Source organism: Agromyces mediolanus, assembly GCF_023715325.1.
GTDB lineage: Bacteria > Actinomycetota > Actinomycetes > Actinomycetales > Microbacteriaceae > Agromyces > Agromyces mediolanus_A.
The window spans coordinates 14,765-33,937 of the sequence record NZ_JAMBNX010000016.1; the positions used below are offsets into that span (position 1 = coordinate 14,765).

At 67.9% G+C, this 19,173-nt stretch carries 32 protein-coding genes and 1 pseudogene; 23 read left to right on the forward strand and 10 right to left on the reverse strand.

Annotated features, from left to right (window positions below):
- Nucleotides 1-153 precede the first annotated feature (153 nt).
- The 11 genes from M3147_RS18665 to M3147_RS18715 all read left to right on the forward strand — a co-directional run bounded on the left by M3147_RS18665 (nt 154) and on the right by M3147_RS18715 (nt 6,366).
- Complete coding sequence (locus M3147_RS18665) at nt 154-1,035, forward strand: ArdC-like ssDNA-binding domain-containing protein (protein WP_005053810.1); 882 nt, start codon at nt 154-156, stop codon at nt 1,033-1,035.
- A 47-nt stretch (nt 1,036-1,082) separates the two neighbouring features.
- Nucleotides 1,083-1,706 carry a DUF6349 family protein gene (locus M3147_RS18670; protein ID WP_071643367.1) on the forward strand — a complete coding sequence of 208 codons (624 nt, stop codon included), beginning with the start codon at nt 1,083-1,085 and terminating at the stop codon, nt 1,704-1,706.
- A gap of 27 nt (nt 1,707-1,733) precedes the next feature.
- Nucleotides 1,734-2,045 carry a hypothetical protein gene (locus tag M3147_RS18675; protein WP_005053814.1) on the forward strand — a complete coding sequence of 104 codons (312 nt, stop codon included), beginning with the start codon at nt 1,734-1,736 and terminating at the stop codon, nt 2,043-2,045.
- A 408-nt stretch (nt 2,046-2,453) separates the two neighbouring features.
- A complete protein-coding gene (locus M3147_RS18680) occupies nt 2,454-2,702 on the forward strand; it encodes a glutaredoxin domain-containing protein (protein WP_005053817.1) in 249 nt (82 codons plus the stop codon).
- A 60-nt stretch (nt 2,703-2,762) separates the two neighbouring features.
- Entirely contained in the window at nt 2,763-3,179 is a 417-nt protein-coding gene (locus M3147_RS18685; RefSeq protein ID WP_251204914.1) for a hypothetical protein, read from the forward strand.
- Nucleotides 3,180-3,228: 49 nt separating this feature from the next.
- Nucleotides 3,229-3,489 carry a hypothetical protein gene (locus M3147_RS18690; protein ID WP_005053822.1) on the forward strand — a complete coding sequence of 87 codons (261 nt, stop codon included), beginning with the start codon at nt 3,229-3,231 and terminating at the stop codon, nt 3,487-3,489.
- A gap of 47 nt (nt 3,490-3,536) precedes the next feature.
- Nucleotides 3,537-3,920 carry a single-stranded DNA-binding protein gene (locus tag M3147_RS18695; RefSeq protein WP_251204915.1) on the forward strand — a complete coding sequence of 128 codons (384 nt, stop codon included), beginning with the start codon at nt 3,537-3,539 and terminating at the stop codon, nt 3,918-3,920.
- A 248-nt stretch (nt 3,921-4,168) separates the two neighbouring features.
- Entirely contained in the window at nt 4,169-4,966 is a 798-nt protein-coding gene (locus tag M3147_RS18700) for a ParA family protein (protein WP_071644694.1), read from the forward strand.
- Entirely contained in the window at nt 4,963-5,367 is a 405-nt protein-coding gene (locus M3147_RS18705) for a ParB family protein (protein ID WP_251204916.1), read from the forward strand. Before M3147_RS18700 ends, M3147_RS18705 begins: the two co-directional genes overlap by 4 nt.
- Nucleotides 5,367-5,897: a DUF6611 family protein gene (locus M3147_RS18710; RefSeq protein WP_251204917.1), complete on the forward strand. Its 531-nt coding sequence runs from the start codon at nt 5,367-5,369 to the stop codon at nt 5,895-5,897. The genes M3147_RS18705 and M3147_RS18710 overlap by 1 nt, the downstream gene beginning before the upstream one ends.
- A 4-nt stretch (nt 5,898-5,901) precedes the next feature.
- Entirely contained in the window at nt 5,902-6,366 is a 465-nt protein-coding gene (locus tag M3147_RS18715) for a hypothetical protein (RefSeq protein ID WP_251204918.1), read from the forward strand.
- Between the two features lie 2 nt (nt 6,367-6,368).
- Here the strand turns inward: M3147_RS18715 and M3147_RS18720 are convergent, their stop codons facing one another.
- Complete coding sequence (locus M3147_RS18720; protein WP_251204919.1) at nt 6,369-6,647, reverse strand: hypothetical protein; 279 nt, start codon at nt 6,645-6,647, stop codon at nt 6,369-6,371.
- A gap of 163 nt (nt 6,648-6,810) precedes the next feature.
- Between M3147_RS18720 and M3147_RS18725 the strand changes: the two genes are divergently transcribed.
- Together M3147_RS18725 and M3147_RS18730 are read left to right on the forward strand one after the other, a co-directional pair.
- Nucleotides 6,811-7,092, forward strand: a complete 282-nt coding sequence (locus tag M3147_RS18725; protein ID WP_251204920.1) for a hypothetical protein — start codon at nt 6,811-6,813, stop codon at nt 7,090-7,092.
- Between the two features lie 65 nt (nt 7,093-7,157).
- On the forward strand, nt 7,158-7,361 hold the full coding sequence (locus tag M3147_RS18730) for a hypothetical protein (RefSeq protein WP_005053843.1): 204 nt from the start codon (nt 7,158-7,160) through the stop codon (nt 7,359-7,361).
- Here M3147_RS18730 and M3147_RS18735 read toward each other — a convergent pair.
- From M3147_RS18735 to M3147_RS18750, 4 genes are read right to left on the reverse strand one after another with little or no spacing between them, the layout of a single operon-like run.
- Entirely contained in the window at nt 7,358-7,555 is a 198-nt protein-coding gene (locus tag M3147_RS18735; RefSeq protein ID WP_005053846.1) for a hypothetical protein, read from the reverse strand. The genes M3147_RS18730 and M3147_RS18735 overlap by 4 nt on opposite strands.
- 15 nt (nt 7,556-7,570) lie before the next feature.
- The gene (locus tag M3147_RS18740) at nt 7,571-7,891 is read right to left on the reverse strand and encodes a DMT family transporter (protein WP_019160223.1); all 321 of its coding nucleotides are present in this window, start codon (nt 7,889-7,891) and stop codon (nt 7,571-7,573) included.
- Nucleotides 7,891-8,238 carry a DMT family transporter gene (locus tag M3147_RS18745; RefSeq protein WP_005053852.1) on the reverse strand — a complete coding sequence of 116 codons (348 nt, stop codon included), beginning with the start codon at nt 8,236-8,238 and terminating at the stop codon, nt 7,891-7,893. The genes M3147_RS18740 and M3147_RS18745 overlap by 1 nt, the downstream gene beginning before the upstream one ends.
- Nucleotides 8,239-8,240: 2 nt before the next feature.
- Nucleotides 8,241-8,771: a TetR/AcrR family transcriptional regulator gene (locus tag M3147_RS18750; protein WP_251204921.1), complete on the reverse strand. Its 531-nt coding sequence runs from the start codon at nt 8,769-8,771 to the stop codon at nt 8,241-8,243.
- Between the two features lie 260 nt (nt 8,772-9,031).
- Here M3147_RS18750 and M3147_RS18755 point away from each other — a divergent pair, with 260 nt between their 5' ends.
- The 5 genes from M3147_RS18755 to M3147_RS18775 all read left to right on the forward strand — a co-directional run bounded on the left by M3147_RS18755 (nt 9,032) and on the right by M3147_RS18775 (nt 12,730).
- The gene (locus M3147_RS18755; protein ID WP_251204922.1) at nt 9,032-9,898 is read left to right on the forward strand and encodes a BglII/BstYI family type II restriction endonuclease; all 867 of its coding nucleotides are present in this window, start codon (nt 9,032-9,034) and stop codon (nt 9,896-9,898) included.
- An 82-nt stretch (nt 9,899-9,980) separates the two neighbouring features.
- Nucleotides 9,981-10,856 carry an MT-A70 family methyltransferase gene (locus M3147_RS18760; protein WP_251204923.1) on the forward strand — a complete coding sequence of 292 codons (876 nt, stop codon included), beginning with the start codon at nt 9,981-9,983 and terminating at the stop codon, nt 10,854-10,856.
- 99 nt (nt 10,857-10,955) lie between these two features.
- A complete protein-coding gene (locus M3147_RS18765) occupies nt 10,956-11,198 on the forward strand; it encodes a hypothetical protein (RefSeq protein ID WP_251204924.1) in 243 nt (80 codons plus the stop codon).
- Nucleotide 11,199: 1 nt separating this feature from the next.
- The gene (locus tag M3147_RS18770) at nt 11,200-12,009 is read left to right on the forward strand and encodes a Fic/DOC family protein (protein ID WP_251204925.1); all 810 of its coding nucleotides are present in this window, start codon (nt 11,200-11,202) and stop codon (nt 12,007-12,009) included.
- Between the two features lie 133 nt (nt 12,010-12,142).
- Nucleotides 12,143-12,730, forward strand: coding sequence for a recombinase family protein (locus tag M3147_RS18775; protein WP_251204926.1), 588 nt, complete (start codon nt 12,143-12,145; stop codon nt 12,728-12,730).
- Here M3147_RS18775 and M3147_RS18780 read toward each other — a convergent pair.
- From M3147_RS18780 to M3147_RS18790, 3 genes and pseudogenes are all read right to left on the reverse strand, one after another.
- On the reverse strand, nt 12,711-12,959 hold the full coding sequence (locus tag M3147_RS18780; RefSeq protein WP_251204927.1) for a helix-turn-helix domain-containing protein: 249 nt from the start codon (nt 12,957-12,959) through the stop codon (nt 12,711-12,713). The genes M3147_RS18775 and M3147_RS18780 overlap by 20 nt on opposite strands.
- A gap of 137 nt (nt 12,960-13,096) precedes the next feature.
- Nucleotides 13,097-13,382, reverse strand: a pseudogene (fecE, locus tag M3147_RS19430) (Fe(3+) dicitrate ABC transporter ATP-binding protein FecE); the annotation flags it as partial.
- Nucleotides 13,383-13,634: 252 nt separating this feature from the next.
- Complete coding sequence (locus tag M3147_RS18790) at nt 13,635-14,102, reverse strand: NAD-binding protein (protein ID WP_285874099.1); 468 nt, start codon at nt 14,100-14,102, stop codon at nt 13,635-13,637.
- Between the two features lie 7 nt (nt 14,103-14,109).
- Here M3147_RS18790 and mobC point away from each other — a divergent pair, with 7 nt between their 5' ends.
- From mobC to M3147_RS18815, 5 genes are read left to right on the forward strand one after another with little or no spacing between them, the layout of a single operon-like run.
- Nucleotides 14,110-14,424, forward strand: a complete 315-nt coding sequence (mobC, locus tag M3147_RS18795) for a plasmid mobilization relaxosome protein MobC (RefSeq protein WP_251204929.1) — start codon at nt 14,110-14,112, stop codon at nt 14,422-14,424.
- Nucleotides 14,424-16,172, forward strand: coding sequence for a relaxase/mobilization nuclease domain-containing protein (locus M3147_RS18800; protein WP_439954214.1), 1,749 nt, complete (start codon nt 14,424-14,426; stop codon nt 16,170-16,172). The genes mobC and M3147_RS18800 overlap by 1 nt, the downstream gene beginning before the upstream one ends.
- A gap of 15 nt (nt 16,173-16,187) precedes the next feature.
- Entirely contained in the window at nt 16,188-17,030 is an 843-nt protein-coding gene (locus M3147_RS18805) for a hypothetical protein (RefSeq protein WP_071644680.1), read from the forward strand.
- Complete coding sequence (locus M3147_RS18810) at nt 17,027-17,488, forward strand: hypothetical protein (RefSeq protein WP_071644679.1); 462 nt, start codon at nt 17,027-17,029, stop codon at nt 17,486-17,488. The genes M3147_RS18805 and M3147_RS18810 overlap by 4 nt, the downstream gene beginning before the upstream one ends.
- Nucleotides 17,485-17,643 carry a hypothetical protein gene (locus M3147_RS18815; RefSeq protein WP_175988855.1) on the forward strand — a complete coding sequence of 53 codons (159 nt, stop codon included), beginning with the start codon at nt 17,485-17,487 and terminating at the stop codon, nt 17,641-17,643. The genes M3147_RS18810 and M3147_RS18815 overlap by 4 nt, the downstream gene beginning before the upstream one ends.
- A 64-nt stretch (nt 17,644-17,707) precedes the next feature.
- Here the strand turns inward: M3147_RS18815 and M3147_RS18820 are convergent, their stop codons facing one another.
- Complete coding sequence (locus M3147_RS18820) at nt 17,708-18,469, reverse strand: DUF4913 domain-containing protein (RefSeq protein WP_071644678.1); 762 nt, start codon at nt 18,467-18,469, stop codon at nt 17,708-17,710.
- The coding region (locus tag M3147_RS18825; RefSeq protein ID WP_251204930.1) for a type IV secretory system conjugative DNA transfer family protein at nt 18,469-19,173 on the reverse strand (705 nt) is incomplete at its 5' end. The genes M3147_RS18825 and M3147_RS18820, both read right to left, overlap by 1 nt.

A 19,173-nucleotide genomic window follows, 5' to 3' on the forward strand; every position in this document is an offset into this window, starting at 1 on the left:
TCCCTTATTTCGCGCCGAAACTCTCTCCCCCACCGCCCTACGGGTTGAGCTCCGGGCATCCTCCCTAGCGGCGGTAAACCGCCTTCACGGCAAAAAAACGTGGAGGGGATGAGCAGAGAAATAACCCTATTACCGGCACGGAAGGTTCCGAACATGGCACGCAACGTCAAGACCACCAAGACCCCCGAGCAGCGTCGCGCCGAGGCCGAGGAGCTGCAAGCCACGATCGCGGAGCAGGTCGAGGCGCTGCGCGAGTCGGAGGCGTGGGCGCGGTTCCTGGACTTCACGAAGGCATTCCACCGCTACAGCATCAACAACCTGTTGTTGATCTTCGGCCAGTGCCCCGAGGCGTCCCACGTCGCCGGTTACCGGACGTGGCAGAAGCTCAACCGCCAGGTGCGCAAGGGTGAGCGCGGAATCCGTATCTTCGGCGGCCGCGACGTGCGCGAGACGGTCGAGAACCCCAAGACCGGCGAGGACGAGGAGCAGCGCCGAACGCTGTTCTTCCCGGTGTCCGTGTTCGACATGGGACAGACCGACCTCATCGACCCCGAGGCGGGCGACCCGACCGACATCGCGCGGCCGCTGACCGGAGACGACCCCGCGGGCATCTTCGACGCCGTGGCCGACTACCTCACCGGCAAGGGCTGGACCGTCGAGCGCGAGAGCATCCCCGGCGGTGCACACGGCTACACCGACCCCGAGGGCCGTCGCGTCGTGCTCGATTCCGACCTCTCCCCCGCCCAGGCTGCAAAGACCGGACTTCACGAGGCCGCGCACGTCATCCTGCACGCGGACGAAGATCACGCCGAGTACGTCGAGCACCGCGGCACCAAGGAAACCGAGGCCGAGAGCGTCGCCTACGTCGTCGCCGGGATTCTCGGACTCGACACCAGCGCCTACAGCGTCGGATACGTCGCCGGGTGGAGCAACTGCGACGCCGAGACGATCAAGGCCACCGCGGCAAACGTGCTGCGCGCAGCTCACGCCCTGGCCGACGCGCTCACCGAGCAGCCCGAGGCCGTAGCCGCCTGAGCGGCAATAACTCTATTGCCGTCAAGACCGTCAGAGGAGAAGGAACGATGACCGCGGAAACCCTGTTCGACCTGGCCGAGTTCGAGCGCGAGGCCGTCGCCGCCACCGCATGGGACGGCGCGCCCCTGGCCTACACGACCAGCTACTACAGCCCCGCCGAGCTGGATGCAGCATTCGACCGCTACCGCGCCGAGTTCGGCGGCTTCGGATGCATCCCCCGCTCCCACATGTGGCACCGCAACAGCTACAACCAGGGCGAGCGCGCAGCGACCGCCGACGGCCACGAGCTGCACATGTTCTACGCCGACGCCTGGTGCAAAGAGGCCGACCACGACCACAGCGCCGACCCGCTCCCCGGCGGCGGTCGCTATCAGGCCGTGTGCCCCGGCTGCGCCTGGCACGTCATCAGCGAGCGCGAGAACGACGCCGTAGAGGCGTGGCACGACCACGCCCTGCCCGGCTGGCGATCACTCCCGATCATGCCCCGCCCCGCCGCAGCGGCCACCGACGAGAAGAAGGCACGAGCCGCCGCCGCCAAGTGGTGCGCGGCCAACTACCCCGCCGAGTGGCAGCGCCCCGGCTCCCCCGTCCGCACCATCCGAGGGCCGCACGGCGGCCGACACGTCGAATCCCGCTCGCCCTTCGGCGGCTACGACCTCGCCGCCGACTGACCACCCCGACCAGACAGGAGAACCCCCGTGCACACCCTCACAGAAACCGACGTCGCCGCCCTCCTCGACGACCTCGCCCGACTCCTCCCCTTCCCCACGACGCTCTACACCGACATGGGCGCGGATAGCTGGGCCCCTCAGCTCTACTTCGGCCCCGTCGACCCGTCATCAGACCTCGCCGCACACCGGGCCGGGATCGACGCCGACACCGTGCGCCCGGTCTGGTGGATCGACCTCGACGGCGGAACGCGAACGATCCTCCTCGACGAGGTATCCCCCGACGACGTGTGGAACGTCGCCGCCCGAATCGTCACGCTCTACACCGAACACCGGCAATAACTCCAATACCGCTACGCGGCCCAACGCAATAGGGTGGGTCGCGTCGGCGGCCTAGTCCGCGTCCCCCAGCGAGACACGCAGCCCCGGCACCCGCTCCCCGCCGCCACGTCGCCCCCCAGACCGCGCGGCGGGGAGCCTCTACAGCGGCCGACGCCGGACGGAGCCGGCGCCGGCTAACGGACGGCCGGACGGAGCCGGCCGACTGCAGGGGCCTGTCGGCCCGTTCTTTTGCCGTGAAGCCTTCGGCAGCGTACGGTCGGCCAACCTGCGCGCTAGTGCTTTCGCGGCATATCCTCCCTCGCTGCGCTCAGTCCGGTATTCCACGGTCACTAGCACTCCGGCCGCCCTCCCTAGCGGCGAATGAATTCGCCTTCACGGCAAAAAAACGAGGGGTGGGAGGATTACCAAATGGAAGCGCTAACCGTCTACACGACCGGCCCGCAGTGTGGGAAGTGCCGCATGACGAAGATGATGCTCGACAGCAAGGGCGTCCCCTACGTCGAGGTGAACATCACCGAGAACCCCGACGCGCGCGAGTACGTCACCGAGGAGCTGGGCTACACCGTGGCCCCCGTTGTCGTCGTCGACGATGACGATCATTGGTGCGACCTCCGACCCGACCACATCGAGCGGGTAGCCGCTCACTTTGCCGCCTGACACCCGTAGTAAATAACTCTATTACCGCTTATACTGGTAATACCTACCCAAGGAGGAACCATGAACGCTCGCAAGCTGACCCCGTATGACCGAGGCACCCGCCTAGAGCCGCAGCTCTGGCCGCTCGGGGATGACCCCGACAGCTACGGCCGGGTCGACTTCGACAACGACGAATCGGCAACCGTGCTGACGGCCTACGTCGAGCGCGAGGGCGACGGCTACGCGATGCACGTCGCGGGGATGGCCGAGCCCCTGAGCCTGGTCGTCGACGGCGGCGGGCGCGTCGTCCCGGTCGACGCCGAGCTGTGCGCAGGCATCGACGAGCTGCTGGACACGGCCCGCCGAGGCCGCGAGGACTTCGAGCACCAGGCGAGCTACGGCGACTACACCGCCGAGGATCGCGCGGCCGCCGATCGCCGTTGGCTGCTGGCCCAGAAGGTGGCCGAGCTGCTGCGCGGAGAAGCCGAAAAGGCTTGACCATAATAGAGTCATTTACTACAATAGAGTTATTACCGAGGAGGACAGCATGACCACTCAGACCATCACCGTTACCCGGCTTGCCGATCTGCGATTCGGTGATCGGATCAAGAGCTGGGACGGCCGCCCCTACAACCCGCCCCGCCGCGTCGTGTCCGAGCTGGGGACGATTACCGCCGGTTCGCCCGTGCAGGGCGTCCGCTTGCAGAACCCCGACCCCACGAGCCCTATCGAGCTGGTGCTGTACCCGTCGCAGATGGACGGCCGCAGATTGGAGGTTGAGCGCGAAGCATTCGACCCGGCAGAATAACACTATTAGCGGCAACACCTGTAATACCGACCGAAGGAGAAGAACCCATGAGCTACATCACCCGCACCGGCAACCTGGCCGCGACGCCCACCCTCCGCGAGGGGGATAACGGCCCGTACGCCTACGCCCGCGTCCTCGTCAGCGACCGCATCCGCCAGGAGGACAACAGCTACACCGACGGTCCCACCGTCGCCTACGACGTCGCCGTGAGCGGCAACCAGGCCGTGAACCTCGTCGAGGTGGCGGAGCAGTCGGGCAACGTCCGCGTGACGTTCTCGGGCCGCTACCGCGTCACCGAGTACAAGGGCGAGCAGGGCACCCGCTTGCAGCACGAGGTCCGAGCCGATGAGGTCGCGGTCAGTCTGCGCGGGCAGAGCGTCCGCGTCGTCGGCAAGCCCGTCGCCGACCAGGGCGACGACACCCCGTTCTGACCGACTGGGGGAGGGGCGGCCGCAGGGCTGCCCCTCCCCGTCGTGACGTCGAGAGAGAGGCACGCGAGCATGACCAAGACCGAATTCTGCCTGTGGGGCATCGCCGCGATTCTGGGCGTGTGCGCCGCGATCCTGTGGCTCGTGCAGCCGACCACGATCCCCGACGACTTCTGGCTGCGTCACTGAGCATCCCGCATCACCGTCAATAGCTGTATTAGAGTTGTTCCCGTCAACGGAGGTATTTTCTTATGACCGCTCGAATCCTCGCCCTCTGCAACCAGAAGGGCGGCGTCGGCAAGAGCACGACGTTATTCCAGCTCGCCCGCGCCGCGGTGCTCGCCGGTCGCCGCGTGCTGGCCGTCGACAACGACCCGCAGGGCAACCTCACGAGCAACATCACGGCCGAGGAGGTCGACGCCGAGCAGGCGGGCCTGGCCGACGTCCTGAGTACCCGCGCCGACGACACCATGCGCGACGTCATCGTGCCGGGACTGTGGCCCGGCCTCGACGTCGTGCCGACGTCCGGGGCCACGCTCGGGAACGTCCGGGACGAACTCGTCATAGCCGGCGCCGGCCGAGAGGTTCGGCTGCGCGAAGCGCTGGCCCAGGTGATCGAGGACTACGACCTGATCCTGATCGACTCCGCGCCATCCCTCGACCAGCTCACGATCAACGCCCTCACGGCCGCCGACGCGGCCGTGATCGTCACCCACACCAAGAAGTGGAGCCTTGACGGACTCGGGCAGCTCCTCGACACGATCGGCAACGTCCAGCGGTACTACAACCCCGGACTGAGCGTCGCCGGAATCATCGTCAACCAGCACGAAGAACGCACCGTCGGCGGGGCCGCCTGGCTCGACGAGCTCCGCGCGGCCGCCGAGGGCCGCGGGCTGCGCCTGATCGGTCGACCCATCCCCAAGCGCGTCGTGATCGCAGACGCCACCGAGGCCGCGCGCGGCCTCGACGAGTGGGGGAGTGCCGAGGCAACCGCGCTCGGAGCGATCTACGCCGAGCACCTGGCAGCTATCGAAGGAGATCCCTCATGAACCGTCCCACCCCCCGCAAGTCGAGCCTGTCGAGCGCGAGCCCGTTCGATCACCCCACGGCCCCGGAGGCCGCCCAGGAGGCCCCCGCAGTGGCTCCCGCCTCCACTACGCCCGCCCCGGCGGCCAAGAGCGCCACAGAGCCGCTGAGCGCCGCTGAGAAGGGGGAGAAGCCCGGCAAGCCCCCGAAGATCACGATCTACCAGCACCCCGACGACTCCGCCCGGATGCGCGGCGCGATTGTTGCCTACATGCGCCACGTCGGCATGACCAACCTGTCGAAGTTCGCCAACGAGGCAATCATGGAGAAGGTCGAGCGACTGGAAACTCAGTACAACGAGGGGAAGCCGTTCGAGCCCGTCGGCCCGGGCGTGCTCACCGTCGGTCGACCGATGGGGGAGTGATGACCATGACCGCCAGGCGGCCGCTACGGCGTCCTCCGGTATCCGCAGCGCTGACGACCCGCACAGGGATTCAGGCACGCTGGGGATCGGTGAGCGTCACACCGGAGCACATCGCCAGGATGCAGGGTAGCTTGACGGCTGCCATCCACGTCTACCCGCCCGGTATGACCACCACAGCTCGCCGTCTCGTTCACTTGCGACAGCTCGTGAACTCGTGGAGCGGCGTCATCATGGGCACGCTGATCCTCGCCGCCGGTACCGCACTCGGCGGTTGGTGGCCCGGGACCGCGCTCGCACTGGCGCTGCTTGCGATCGGCTACGTCGCCCTCATGCTCGGCACTCGACGGGATGCCGCAAGGGTTCGTATCGTACGCGTTCACGCGCACCGCGGCGGAATGTCTGATACGAGTCTGTTCGAGGTTGTAGGCGCACAGTTGGATGCTCTCGACGGTGCCGATCTTTCGCCCGTCGAGTACGAGGCCGAGTGGTGGCGCATCTACGAAGCTCTCGACCGACCGATAGGGGAGTGATGACATGACGAGGCTGAACTATGCCGCTCGAGAAACCTTGCAGCTCGCAGGGCTGACCTCGCGCCAGTGGGCGCAGCGCCACGGCTATGCCTCCGCGGCCGAGTGGCGCGGCGATGAATGCGGATGCCCGGATGACCGATGCATCGGCTACCACCACGACGCCGAGGAAGAGTGCGGATGCCTCCCGGCCCTCATCAACGAGCTGCGCCGCGATGAGCGCAAGCTGGCCGACGCGCGCCCGGTGTGGGCCGCGCACGTGCGCGCTACCGAGAGCGGAACCCCCGAGGATCGCGCAGCAGCCGAGTTGCTTGTAGCCGCATGGGTCGAGGAGTACGCGGCGGGCGCGACCTGGCACGCGCTCAGCGACTCGCCCCGCGGCATCGTCTACCGCAACCAGTGGAACGACTCGACCTGGCTCCTCTACGACGCCGATCGCGACTCGATCGAGACGGCCGAAGTCACCAGGTAGGGCTACGGCGTCCGCTGCACTGGAGTCACCGCAGACGCCCAGACCCACGCGCGATACTCCGTCTCGCGGATCGAGAACACCACGCCGACGGCATCCGCCGTCCACCGCACCGCTACCGCGTCGACGAGCAGAGGCTTCGGCCCGAACCGCACCCAAGCTCGCACCGGCTTGGGTCGAGGGTCGATCGTCAACGGTTCGGAGTCCAGCCGCAGCTCCTCCGGCGTGAGCGACTGCAACGGGCCAGCACTCACGACCGTCTGTTCCAAGATGCGCTCATTCATCAGACGGTCGTAGTGATCCGCGTATCGCTTATTGCTCCCGATGGCCGACTCCTCCCCGGCCAGGATGAGACTACCGCTATTCGAACATGTGTTCGATGAAACCGCAGGCGCGCACCTAGTCGGGCCTGACCGAATGTCAGAGGATCGAGAGAGGATGGATCACATGAAGGACAAAGCGATCGACGAGCTGCCCCAGGGGCACCCCGCCTGGATTGCTGCCTACGCGGGAGTGGTGATCGGCGGGCTAGTAGTGCTCGGCTGGTTTCTCATTCGCCTGTTCGAGGCCGCCCACCAGGAGGGCCGGTTCCCGTCCCTGTTCGAGCTGCTGACGGTCGAGAACATCTTGATCGGGGCCGGCCTGTTCGCCGTCCCGATGATTGCCGGGCTGATCGTCGTGCAGCTCGTCGCGAGGGGCCGGAGGCGTCGCCACCTGATCGCGCGATAGCGATCCGCCCGCGCCGCGGTGCGGACGTGTCCGATACGCTCCCGGAAGCTCTGGGGGGAGTTTCGATGACTGAGCGGGTGGCCGAACAAGTGCGGCGACTGCTGCACGAGCAGCCGGAGCTTGAAGTCGTGTTCACCGATGCGCTCACCGCCGACAGTTACCTCCACAGTGGGCGCAGCGGCCGCCCAGTGCTGTTCCTGCACACGGCGCACCGCCAGCTCGTTGACGAGCTGCGCGGCCGCGGTGATGACCCCGGCCGACCGCACTAGTCCAATGGGCGGGAGGCGTTGCGCAGCTCGTCGACGACTTCGCGATGCTGTGGGTGTACGAACAGGATGAGGGCCTGGCCGTGCGTGCTCAGAAGATGACTGTCGACGGTGATTGCGTCCACGAATCGGATGTCGACGGCAGGATCTTCCAGGAGGGCGCGGCGAATTGCCGCGAGGGTGCGAGCGACGGTCATGGCCGTGTCGGCAGGCTAGTGGGCCGCGCCGAGTTCGACGAGGAGGACGCCGCCGATGATGAGGGCGATGCCGAGCGCCATGACCCAGGTGAAGGGCTCTTTGAACAGGAACTTGCTGGCCACTGCGGTGAGGGCGACGCCGGAGGCGGCCCAGATGCCGTAGGCAACACCGATGCCGAGCCCGAGGGCAAGGACTTGGGTGAGGAAGAAGAACGCGCCGAGGTAGCCCACGACGACGGCGATGTAGAACAGTTTCCGTCCGCCGGTTGCCAGGCGCAGGGAGAGCGCCGCGCCGACTTCGAGGACGATCGCGAGGATGAGGAAGAGCCAGACCATCAGATGCTCGCCTCCCTCTTGCGCTGCGCCGCTTGCGATCCGAGTTCGACGGTGAGAACACCGCCGATGATCAACGCCAGGCCGAGGATCATCACGCCGGTCAAGGGCTGTCCGAACAGAAGTGCCGCCAGCACCGCCGTCAGGGCGACGCCCATCGCGCCCCAGATCCCGTACGCAACCCCGAGGGCCATCCCCTCGCGTAGAACGAGCGCGAGAAGCGTGAACGCGCCGACGTAGCCGATCGCGACGAGGATGTACCAGGCGGGGTGGTCCTGGCCGGCTTGGAGGGCGAGGGAGCCGGCGACTTCACTGATGATCGCGCCGGCAAGCAGGAGCCATTTCTTCATAGTCAGTCCTTCACGAGGTTGTGGGCGAAGGCGCGGAGCTGCGCCAGGTCGCCGGGGGTAGGAGGGGAGACGTTGGCGGCTTCGGCAAGCCACCCGCCGTCGGCCAGGAGGCGGGCGGCGAGCAACCGGGTGCGTTCGTCCGGGGCGACGTCATCGGGCACGACGAGCCAGGGCGCGAGACGTTCGGCCCAGCGCTGCGTGAGCGAGCGGCGCAGCTTCGGATCACTCATCGCCACCAGGTCGGTTTCATCGAAACCCCCGGACAGTGACCAGTCGACATACGCGCCGATGCGCGCGGCCGGGTCCGCGCCCTCCGGTGACGACCCGAGGCGTGCGACCAGTCCCTCTTCCCAGCGGTCCAAAACGGAGTCCACCAGGGCGAGCATGAGGGCTTCCTTCGTGGGGAAGTGATACATCACTCCCGGCTTGGTCAGCCCCACACTTCGGGCCACGGAATCCAGGGACACCGCCCGCCCCTCGTCGAGCTGAGAGAAGGCGGCCGCCAGGATCGCGGGGCGAGGATCGGTGCGCATGAGTGTAGGTTACCATTCGGAAGGTAACTAGGCCAGGAGTCTCCTACAGTGGAGTTGCACGCATATGTTCATCACCGCGAGCCGAGTAGGCCGAAAACGATCGATTCCGGCACGAGCTGCGCGGGGGCACTTCTGCCCCCCGACACGCCGTGCCGAAACTCCGTGCCGAAACCTCGCACCGGTCCGAAACAGATTTGCGGGTTTTTGGGACGTCCGCCGGGAGAGCAGGGTGTCCGCCGCATGTCGGTACGGTTGTGGGCGTGGAGCTCACCGAATCCTGGCGCGATGTCATGCCGCAGCACCTCTTGGACCGGTATGAGTTCGCAGAGACGCGGAACGCCACAACACTTCTCGCGTCTACGCATCCGGTTGAGTTTGAGCAACTTTGCGCAGTGTTGTCCGAGTTCCACTTCGACGTCGAACGGATAGTTCGGCCGGGTGGGTCAAAGCACCTAATCTCACTCGAACTCGACGAGGCCTTCCGGGAGCTTGGCTGGCGCGAGGGCAGGTACGACCAGGAGCTGACGACGACCCTCACACTTGAGCCCTACCGGGCGGCGGGAGAGGCAGCAAAGCTGCGTCGTGTCAGCCGCAACGAGTACGGCGGCCACAAGATCGACAACGTCCGGGGCAGAATTGGGCTCGACGTCGAATGGAACCCGAAAGACGGGAATCTTGACCGAGACTTCGGCAACTTCCGCGCCTTGTACGACGGAGGTGCTCTGGACGTCGGGATCATCCTCACGCGCACGGTCAGCGGGATGCGTGAACTATGGATCGACACCATCGCTCGGAGCAAAGACATAGCCGGCGGCGACGAGTGGTCGCCGGAGTGGCGCCGGCGGCTCGCGAAAACTCCCAACGATCCGCTCGGGACCAGCACCACATCTAACTTTGAGAAGCTGGTTCCGAGAGTGAAGCGAGGTGACGGGGGCGGGTGCCCAATCCTCGCGATCGCCATCACCGCCCGGCTCTACCGCTGGCCGGCCGATCTTGACGCCGCCATCCTCGAACTTGCCGAGTCTGCCGGGACGGGTGCGATCCCGGAACGGTTGGGCCACCGAATGGGTCTCGTTAGCTCGGGTGACATTGCGCCCGAGCTGTTGGACGAAGACGAAGAGGGCTGAGCAGTCTGTCGCGTTAAGCCAGCACGGGAAATCTAAAGATCCAATGTCGCGAGTTTAGATCTTTAACTTGTACGATCTGAGTGTGCCCCCGATCGACAGCATGCCAGCGCTCCCCGACATCGCTCCTCTTCCCACGGTGGAGGGCGGGTTTCAGACCGTTCTCGCCGACCCTCCGTGGCGGTTCGCGAACCGGACTGGGAAGGTCGCGCCGGAACACCGGCGTTTGGATCGCTACGGAACGATGGACCTTGACGACATAAAGGCCTTGCCGGTCGCTGACGTCACCGCGAAGAACGCCCACCTCTATCTGTGGGTTCCCAACGCCCTGCTGCTCGAAGGCATCGAGGTCCTACAAGCGTGGGGTTTCCGATACGTCAGCAACATCGTCTGGGCCAAGCGACGCAAGGACGGCGGGCCCGACGGTCGAGGTGTCGGCTTCTACTTTCGGAACGTCACTGAGCCGATCCTGTTCGGCGTGAAGGGCTCCATGCGCACGCTTGCCCCGGCGCGTTCCACTGTCAACATGATCGAGACGCGAAAGCGGGAGCACAGTCGGAAGCCTGATGAGCAGTACGACCTCATCGAGTCGTGCAGTCCGGGACCGTACTTGGAGTTGTTTGCACGGTACGCCCGTGAGGGGTGGAGCGCGTGGGGTAACGAGGCGGACCGCGAGGTCGTCCCGAAGGGACAGGTTCACCGTGGATACGGCGGTGGAGGGATTGAGCGGGTTCCGCAGCTGGAGCCGCACGAGCGGACGAGCGAATGGCTGTCCCGACGCATTGGAGCGATACTCGCGGACGAATACGAGCGTGGGGCCAGTATCCAGCAGCTCGCAGCTGATACCGGATATAGCATCCAGCGGGTACGCAGCCTCCTGGATCGCGCAGGGGTGAAGAAGCGCAACCGCGGCCGTCCCAGCAAAAACGCGGAGCCAGCATCGGCGCCGGCGCTCACCTGAGCTGGGTCTGTGCCGGCGGCAGAAAGGTTGTACCGAAACTTCTTATAGATCGTTTTCGGGATAGACGGTAGACTGTAGAGACGACGAAGGGAGCCCATCGTGGCTGAAACGTTCACGGTCGAGGAGCGGTGGCCGGAGCTGTTCGCGCAGCTCGACGTGACGCAGCGCGACAGCGTGCGCCAGGCTCTCGCCGCCGGATGGCACGAAGGGTTCACCCCGACCCGTGAGGACGTCGAGAACGTGACCGACTACACGCGTGGGGCGATCGACCTCGCGGAGTACCGTCGACGCGGCCACGCTGCCGCTCGCCGCGCTGCCGGCGTCGTCGGCGCCGGCCGCTGACGTGGCACCCCAGTTCGATAGCTGGGAGTCGTACTTCTACCCCGACACGGTCGACCCGGGCACCGGGATCGGGACGCTGCGCAACCTCTACGAGGAACGCGACGCGCGGGTGCTGTCCCGGATGGAGTACACCGACACCACCGTGCGCGCCGTGCAGCTCGGTAACGGCGAGGTCGACGTGCCGCGCACGTTCGACGGGGCGCACCTACGCGCGATTCACGGGCACCTGTTCCAGGACGTCTACGAGTGGGCGGGGGAGTACCGCACGGTTGAAATGTCGAAGGGTCCGGGCCGCGGATTCGGTGAGGTCAGATCGGGCGAGGTCGACCGGTATCTGTCCGACGCGCGCCAGCTCGTGACGTCGACAGACTGGACGAAGATCAGCCGTAACGACTTCATCGCCACCGCCTCCACGGTGTTCGCCTACGTCAACCAGGCGCACCCCTTCCGCGAGGGCAACGGCCGCACGTCGAAGGTGTTCATGGCCCACGTGGCCGAGCAGTCGCCGTACCGGTTCGACTTCGCCCGTGTGAGCCCGGAGCAGTGGAACGCGGGATCGGCCATGAGCCGACCCGACATGTTCTCCTACGCTCCCGAGCCGGCATCCCTCGTCCCGGTGTTCGCCGCGGTGACCGTCGAGCGCACGGCACCCCAGGCCGGCCCTGACCGGGCCGCTCAGGTCCGTTCCGCGCTCAGTGCGTCGTATCCCCGCCCCGCGGCCGAGGCGACCAGACAACCGCCGCAGCAGGGCACCCAGGCGCGACGGGGGAGCGCCGGCTATCGCTCCGATCGCGGCACCGGCCGGGAGTGACCGTGACCGATCCCGCCGCGAGCAGCGCCGCCGCCGAGCGGCGATCGCGGCCCCGCCGTGAGGGAACCCCGATCTATGACCAGCTCGCCGCCGACCGAGAGCGCCGAGCGCGAGAGCAGCAGGAGGCCGAGTCATGACGAACGTCGTCGGTTACGTGCGAGTGTCCAAGCGTGAGCAGAACCCCGCCGCTCAGGAGGCCGAGCTGCGCGCAGCGGGAGCCGTGCGGGTGTTCGTCGACCACGGCGAATCGAGCCGCCTCGCAGACCGTCCCCAGTGGCTCGCCTGCCTCGACTACCTCAACGAGGGCGACACCCTCCTGGTGCGTCGCCTCGACAGGCTCGGCGGGTCGGAGCGGATCATCATCGAGACGCTGCACGACCTCGACCGCCGGGGCGTGAACATCAAGAGCCTCACGGAACCGATGATCGACACCACGACCCCGATGGGCCGCGCCCTGTTCGGGATGGTCGCCGTCTTCGCGCAGCTCCGCGTCGACACGATCCGGGAGAACACGATGCGCGGTCTCGCGCACGCCAAGGCGCAGGGTCGAGTCGGTGGCCGACCGTCGAAGATGACGCCGGAGAAGATCGCGCAGGCGCAGCAGATGCGCGCCGAGAACCGCAGCCTCGACCACATCGCCGGAGTGCTCAGCGTCGGCAAGTCGACGGTTGCCCGTGCCCTCAGCAAGGCCGATCAGGAGCTCACCCAGGCCCAGCGGTAGCGCCGTCCTGGTCATCACGAAGCAGGACACCCGGAGCCACATCGAGCGCGCCGGCTATCGCGTTCAGCTCGTCGACCGTGAGGCCCGCCGGCCTCGTCAGATGCAGCCGCCGCGTGAGCGTGCGCAGCTTGATCCCAGTCGCGTCAGCCAGCCATTCGACCGTCAGACCCCGAGTGTCGAGCACGCGCCGGATGCGCTGCGCGACCTGCACAGCAATGGATCGCGTCATCGGCCATCGCCCCCCGACTCACCCTCACGAGTGAGCGTGTCGATCACCGTCACGGCCTCGCTCCCCGGCACCGTCACCGATGCCGCCAGCCCGTAACCGGATTCCTTTGGGAGTCGTCGTGTGGATCGTGTGGGGCGGTGGCGGCTGAGGGGCACGACCTGCGGGGTGCCGGTGACCGGGTCGGGCAGGACCAGCGAGCGCAGTCCGAACACCTCGTGGACGAGCTCGGCGGGCAGGGGGCTTCGGCCACGATGCAGCCGTCTCTCATGGCGATCAGATGTAGCGGGCGGCATGGTTGAGGTCGTGCAGCACCGCGATAAGAGGGCGGCCCTGCTCGTGGAGGTCGGTGAGCAGCTCGAGTGGCTCGATCTGATGGAGGACGTCCAGGAACGTGGTTGGCTCGTCCAGCAGCAGGATCCCGGTCTACTCCCGGGGAGGCGGCGGAGTTCGACACCCGCATCCCACACACCTTCGTCAACCCCGGCCCGACCACGACCGAACTACTGACCCTGCTCGGCCCCGCACGGGGAACGCGCCCACGTGCGGGCGCGGGCGACCGGCTGGACGTTGAGCTGACGAGCCGGGGCCCCTATCATCAGCGAGCTCACGGCCAGATCGCTCTGCTGCCGCGTGACCCCGCACGCTCCGTGTCAATCACTCGAGCGGAACGCGTCCTCATGTCGTCCGCGGAGGAGAGCGCCTGTTGCGCAGCGGAAGGCCGCTGGCGTTCTCGTAGCCACGGACGATCTCGGTGTGGTCGCGGCCGGGCCCGAGCAGTGCGCGGGCGTCGCGCGCGATGTCATGCGCGGCGCCGGTGACCGGCGCGGCGGCCCTGTCGGTGAGCGAGGCGGCGATGGCGAGGTCTTTCAGCATGAGGTCCATGCCGAATCCGGACGCGAACCGGCCGGTGAGTACTTCGGCGGGGTATTTCACTTCGCTGGCCTGGCTGCGGCCGGTCGATGCGTTGATGACGTCGAGCATGAGGGCCGGGGCGATGCCGGCGGCGGCGGCCGCGGTGAGGATCTCGGCCACGGCGGCGAAGTTCGTGGCGGAGAGCAGGTTGTTCAGGGCCTTGGCCGCGTCAGCCGAGCCCCAGACGGAGCGGCGTCGGCGTGCGAATGCCCCCGGCGGTCGGAAGCACAAGCACGAAGTGAAGGTGACTCCCGAGGAGGAGGGCCGGCTGCTGCGCCTGGCGCTCGCTCAGCGGGTGACGATCCCGCGGCTGCTGGTCGAGACGACTCTCGCATCCGAGACGGGGGAGACGGTCACCGAGCGGCGCAACGCGATCGGGAAGCTGTTCGAGCTGCACCGGCTGTTGGCCGCGGTGTCGAACAACGTGAACCAGATCGCGAAGGCGACGAATGCGACCGGTCAGCGTCAGGCAGAGACAGACGCCACGCTCGCCGCGGTGCGTCGAGTCGCGGAGCGCATCGACGCGGCCGTGGATGAGCTGAGCCTGTCATGATGCCGAACGTCACGCGCGGCGATCGCATGGCCGGCCTGATGACCTACCTCGTGGGGGAGGGTCGCCACAACGAGCACGAGGAGCCGCACCTGGTGGCCGGCGATCACGCGCTCATGGCGTGGTACGACGACGCCGAGCTGAGCGGCGACAACGCGAAGGCGATCGCGCGTCACCTTGACCGCCCGCGCACAGCGATGGGCGTCGACGTGAAGGGCGGCCACGTGTGGCACGCCTCACTGTCGCTGCGCGCCGAGGAGGGCATTCGCACCGATCAGGAGTGGGCCGCGATCGCGCAAGACTTTGTGTCCGCGATGGGGTTCGACGACAACGACGGAACCAAGGCCCCGTGCCGTTGGGTCGCGATCCGTCACGGCCTCTCACAGGCCGGCAACGACCACGTGCACATCGCCGTGAACCTGGTCCGCGAGGACGGCACGAAGGCATCGACGCACCTGGACTACCAGCGCGCACAGAACGCCGCGCGTGCCCTCGAAGTCAAGTACGGCTTGGAGCAGTTGGAGTCGACGAAGGGGGAGCGTGCGACGCGCGGCTACAGCCCCGCGGAGCAGGCCCGCGTCGAGGAGCGCGCCGCGCTGTTTGCGCAGCGCAAGTACGAACAGCACGCGGCCCGTGTCGGGGGAGAGCAGCCCGAATGGCACCGCCTTGACCCGAGGGAACGACAGGCACGCATCACCGCTGAGGTTCGACTGAACGCACCCCGGAACGACCTCGCGCGCACCGTGCGAGGCGCGGCCGGCGCGAGCGAGAACGAAGCCGAGTTCGTGCGCCGGCTACGCCGCTCCGGTGTCCTCGTGCGCCCCCGGTTCGCGGAGGGCACGACCGACGTCATCACCGGCTACTCGGTGGCGAGCCGACCGGCCAATGGCGAGCGTCCGATTTGGTACGGCGGCGGCCAGATAGGCCGCGACCTCACCCTGCCGAGACTCCGCGAAGGATGGCCCGACACACCCACCGGGGCGACCGACGCGGCCGCCGAGTGGCAGGCAGCGGGACGAGGCCGGCGGCCCGTTGCACCTGGTCGCGAAATGCGCGAACCAGACCCCGAGCTGTGGCAGCGGCACACCGAGGAAATCGGACAGCTCCGCGAGCAGCTTCGGTCGATCCCGCTCGACGACCGCGACACCTGGTCGACGGTCGCACGGCAGACCGCCGCCGCGTTCGCAGCCTGGTCAAACGCCGTCGAGGAGACACCCGGCGACCTCGCCGAGGCATCCGACGCACTCGCCAAGTCGGCGCAGACCTACCGTCGCCCGGTGAAGCGCCAGCGCGCCGGCCGGGTGGCAATGTCGGGGGCGACGATGCTCCTCGCCAGCGTCGCCCGCGGCGGCCAAGGGACGGCCGCACAGCTCGCCATGCTGCGCCAGCTCATGAACCTCTCGCAGGCCGTCTACGACGCCGCCAAGGCCGCCGGGGAGGCACGGCAGGCAGCGAACGTCGAGGCCGCCGTGCGGGAGCGCGTGATGAACGTTCGTCGTCAGCTCGAAGCCATGCCGGCACCCGCGGCCGCGACGTCGACGACGGCCCCCACGTCGACCGCCACGGCGACCCCGCCGAAGGTCGACCGCTCCGCGATCGTCGACGCATCCGTGCAGGAAGCGCTCGACAAGATGCAGCGCGCGGAGGAGCAGCGCAACAAGACCACCGGCTCGCCGGTTCCGCCACAGGTGGAGCCCGCGCGGCCGCGCACCACGACGAAGCCGGGCGCAGATCGCGGCCCGGAGCGATGAGAAGGGAGTCAGATCATGGCCGATGAGAGCGACGGCATCGAGGAAGCATTCGAAGGGCAGCTCCGCATCGCCGTCACCGCGGCGGGCCGCGTAGGCGAAGCGTTTGCCCGCGGCCGCGAGGAAGCGGCACGACGAGCGCAGGCGCAGAGCGAGCAGGCAGCGCGCGAACTGTCGTCACGGTTCGAGGCAGAGAAGCGCGCAGCTCGCGTCGAGCTGGGCGGCGTGTACCGCTCCGATTGGTGGGACAAGGCGACGCCGCAGCAGATCGGCGGCGCACTCACCACGGCGCGCGCGTGGGGCACGGAAGACCCCGAGGCGCAGCGCGCGGAGGGCCGCATCCGCGACGAGCTCCGCACGCGCTACGGCGTCGACGTCGACAACACCGGCGCCGATCCCGCGGCCGTCCAGGCGGCCGTCGAGGCTGAGCAGCTGCGCCGGCAGTCCGACACCGAGCGTCAGCGCAGCGCCACCGAGCAGGCCGAGGCGGTCGCACTGTCGCGCCAGGCCGACGAAGCCGACCGTGCGGCCGAGGCGTCACGCGACACCGCCGACACCACTCCCGACGAGGGAGAGCGCGAGCAGGCACAGGTCCAGGCCGAGCGCGAGCAGAACCGCGCCGAGGCCACCCGCGAGAAGGCCGAGCCGCTGTACGACTCGTCCGAGCGGCGCGAGCGCGACGCCGACAAGCTCGAACAGCGCGGCGTGGCCAAGGAGGCCGTCAGCGCGAAGATGGCCGCCGACGTCAGCCAGGGCAAGCCGGCCACCGAGGCGGTCAAGGCGCAGCAGCTACAGAGCGCCAAGGCGCGGCCGAACCGGTCGCGATCGTCGAAGGTGCAGCGCACTGAGATTGGTCGATGAGCGTCCGCGGGAGGCGCATCGCGCAGCTCGTCAGCGTCGGAGTCGTCGCGGCGGGTGTCGGGTTCGGCGCGCGTAGCCTCCTCCCACCGTTCGCGGACGACCCATTTTGGCGCGCGTTCTGGTCAGGCCCGCCGATGGCGGGTCTGTTCGCCATCGTCGCGGCCGCGGTCGCTTTCTACCCGGCCTACCGGTCGACACTGATCGCGCGCGAGAACGCCGCACGCGAGCAATGGTGGAAGCGGGCGGAATGGGCGCTCGGGCAAGCTGGTTCTGACAATCAGACTGACCGCGAAGTCGCGAACGACGCCCTGGTGGCGCTATTCGACGAAGCGACCGAGACAGAGGGCAAGATGATCTACCGCACGATGCAGAACTTGCAGGATGCGAGCGGCGTAGACAGCGAGCCCGTATCGGCGGAAACTAGTAGTAGATGGAGGTGGCTACCGTGGGTGAAGTGACGAAGAAGGCAAGCAGCTTGCAGCGTCGGATCGCGGCTGGCAAAGCCGAGCCGATCAGCGATCGCGAGCGGGCGCAGCTCCAAGAACTCCGACAGGCCTACATTCGCCGATTCGGGAAAGACCCCGACGCGCGGACCGTCGCCAAGACTGCCTGAGCAGCCGACTGAGCGCACGAGAGAGGGACCGACCCACTGGGCCGGTCCCTCTCTCGTTGTGCGCTCAGACGCCCGTAGGCGGCTCCTCGCGCAGGTCGGGGTACAGACCCTCCGGCGGTGCCGTGTAGGGCAGCTCAGCGCCCTTGTCGCTGTCGTTCGTGTTGACCCGGTTCTCTCCCATGCCGGCGGCCGCGAACGGGCCGTGAGGGTCGAGCAGGACGCTCATGTGGTGCTCGGCGTGATCGCGGAACCAGACGCTCATGCCCGTTGTCGGGTCGAGGCGCAGATGCTCCCACGCCCGCCACAGAGCGTCGAGCCGAATGACGGCCTCCGGGTAGTTCCACCAGTCGGCCGCCCACACCGTGCGCTCCCCGTCGACGCGGCGACGGTAGTTCTTCACCAGGTACTCGCGCACGAACTCGTCGACCGAGCCGTAGTACAGCGCCGGCTCCTCGTCGGCCGGCTCCTCCTCGTCGAGGGCATCCATCGCCGCGGTGACCGCACGACGAGCGGCCGTGGCCGCCTGCGCTTGCAGCTCCTCGATCACTGAGGGGTCCAGCGCCTCGTCGACCTCGGCAGCGACGGCATCCTTCACCGCCCCGGTGATGGCCTTCTGCACCACGGCGCGAATCGCCGGGGCCGCGAGGTTCGTCGCGACGTCGGCAATGTCGATCCCGAACAGCCGGCCGGGCTCACGCTCCGGCAGCTCCGGCAGCTCGGCATCGTCGGGGACGTCGCGCGGGTCGGGCTCGTCTCCCTCGTCCAGCTCGAACGGCTGCGCCTCGATCCCCTCGTCAGCGGGAGCGTCGCCCCAGTTGTCGCTCATCAGGCCGCCCCGTTCCCGTCGACGGAGGCCGCGACCTCACGCACCGACTCCTGCGCCTCGATGATCGTCCGCGACGCCTGCGGGTCGTGAGCTGCGATCGACGCCTTGACCTTCTCGGCGTGCGGGCCGGTCATCCACGGCTGCGTGCGAATCAGCGTCGGGCGGTTCCCCGACGAGAGCACCACGGCGCGACCCTTCGGCATCGCGGCCAGGTCGGCCACGTCCAGGATGCGCTCACGGTGGAGCTGCTGATTCACGCTGCGCCCACCACGACCGGAGGACACCGACGACGCCTGGCGGTCGTAGTCACCGATCAGCTTGGAGAGGCTTTCCAGGAACGCATCTTCGGAGACGCCGCCGCCGTAGACCTTCACGTTCGAGGCGCTCCACAGCTTCCGCATGCCCGAATCACCCCACACGTCGACGCCCTGCGACCACGACTGCAGGATGGTCATCAGCACGATTCCGCGCGAGCCGTAGTGGCTGTAGAGGTTCGGCAGCTCGCGCCACCGGCACACGTTCGCGGCCTCGTCGAGCACGCCGAGGAGAGGCACCGACAGGCGGCCGCCGGCAGACCCGGCGGCCAGCTCCTCCGCGGCCTCCACCACGGCGACCGTCAGCGCCGTCACGAGCGGGCCGGCGGTCCCGCGGCCCTCCTTGGAGAGCGAGTACAGGGTGCCGCCGTCACGCACGAACGCGGCCGG

Bases quoted from the DNA above. Each gene is read 5' to 3' on its own strand.
- M3147_RS18685 (WP_251204914.1), top strand. From the start codon at position 2,763: ATGAACGCTCGCAAGCTGACCCCGTATGACCGAGGCACCCGCCTAGAG.
- M3147_RS18750 (WP_251204921.1), bottom strand. From the start codon at position 8,771: ATGCGCACCGATCCTCGCCCCGCGATCCTGGCGGCCGCCTTCTCTCAG.
- M3147_RS18735 (WP_005053846.1), bottom strand. From the start codon at position 7,555: ATGACCGTCGCTCGCACCCTCGCGGCAATTCGCCGCGCCCTCCTGGAA.
- M3147_RS18715 (WP_251204918.1), top strand. From the start codon at position 5,902: ATGACGAGGCTGAACTATGCCGCTCGAGAAACCTTGCAGCTCGCAGGG.
- M3147_RS18710 (WP_251204917.1), top strand. From the start codon at position 5,367: ATGACCATGACCGCCAGGCGGCCGCTACGGCGTCCTCCGGTATCCGCA.
- M3147_RS18695 (WP_251204915.1), top strand. From the start codon at position 3,537: ATGAGCTACATCACCCGCACCGGCAACCTGGCCGCGACGCCCACCCTC.
- M3147_RS18665 (WP_005053810.1), top strand. From the start codon at position 154: ATGGCACGCAACGTCAAGACCACCAAGACCCCCGAGCAGCGTCGCGCC.
- M3147_RS18680 (WP_005053817.1), top strand. From the start codon at position 2,454: ATGGAAGCGCTAACCGTCTACACGACCGGCCCGCAGTGTGGGAAGTGC.
- M3147_RS18720 (WP_251204919.1), bottom strand. From the start codon at position 6,647: ATGAATGAGCGCATCTTGGAACAGACGGTCGTGAGTGCTGGCCCGTTG.
- M3147_RS18730 (WP_005053843.1), top strand. From the start codon at position 7,158: ATGACTGAGCGGGTGGCCGAACAAGTGCGGCGACTGCTGCACGAGCAG.
- M3147_RS18810 (WP_071644679.1), top strand. From the start codon at position 17,027: ATGAGCGTCCGCGGGAGGCGCATCGCGCAGCTCGTCAGCGTCGGAGTC.
- M3147_RS18740 (WP_019160223.1), bottom strand. From the start codon at position 7,891: ATGGTCTGGCTCTTCCTCATCCTCGCGATCGTCCTCGAAGTCGGCGCG.
- M3147_RS18775 (WP_251204926.1), top strand. From the start codon at position 12,143: ATGACGAACGTCGTCGGTTACGTGCGAGTGTCCAAGCGTGAGCAGAAC.
- M3147_RS18780 (WP_251204927.1), bottom strand. From the start codon at position 12,959: ATGACGCGATCCATTGCTGTGCAGGTCGCGCAGCGCATCCGGCGCGTG.
- M3147_RS18705 (WP_251204916.1), top strand. From the start codon at position 4,963: ATGAACCGTCCCACCCCCCGCAAGTCGAGCCTGTCGAGCGCGAGCCCG.
- M3147_RS18745 (WP_005053852.1), bottom strand. From the start codon at position 8,238: ATGAAGAAATGGCTCCTGCTTGCCGGCGCGATCATCAGTGAAGTCGCC.
- M3147_RS18700 (WP_071644694.1), top strand. From the start codon at position 4,169: ATGACCGCTCGAATCCTCGCCCTCTGCAACCAGAAGGGCGGCGTCGGC.
- M3147_RS18820 (WP_071644678.1), bottom strand. From the start codon at position 18,469: ATGAGCGACAACTGGGGCGACGCTCCCGCTGACGAGGGGATCGAGGCG.
- M3147_RS18800 (WP_439954214.1), top strand. From the start codon at position 14,424: ATGCCGAACGTCACGCGCGGCGATCGCATGGCCGGCCTGATGACCTAC.
- M3147_RS18690 (WP_005053822.1), top strand. From the start codon at position 3,229: ATGACCACTCAGACCATCACCGTTACCCGGCTTGCCGATCTGCGATTC.
- M3147_RS18670 (WP_071643367.1), top strand. From the start codon at position 1,083: ATGACCGCGGAAACCCTGTTCGACCTGGCCGAGTTCGAGCGCGAGGCC.
- M3147_RS18805 (WP_071644680.1), top strand. From the start codon at position 16,188: ATGGCCGATGAGAGCGACGGCATCGAGGAAGCATTCGAAGGGCAGCTC.
- M3147_RS18725 (WP_251204920.1), top strand. From the start codon at position 6,811: ATGAAGGACAAAGCGATCGACGAGCTGCCCCAGGGGCACCCCGCCTGG.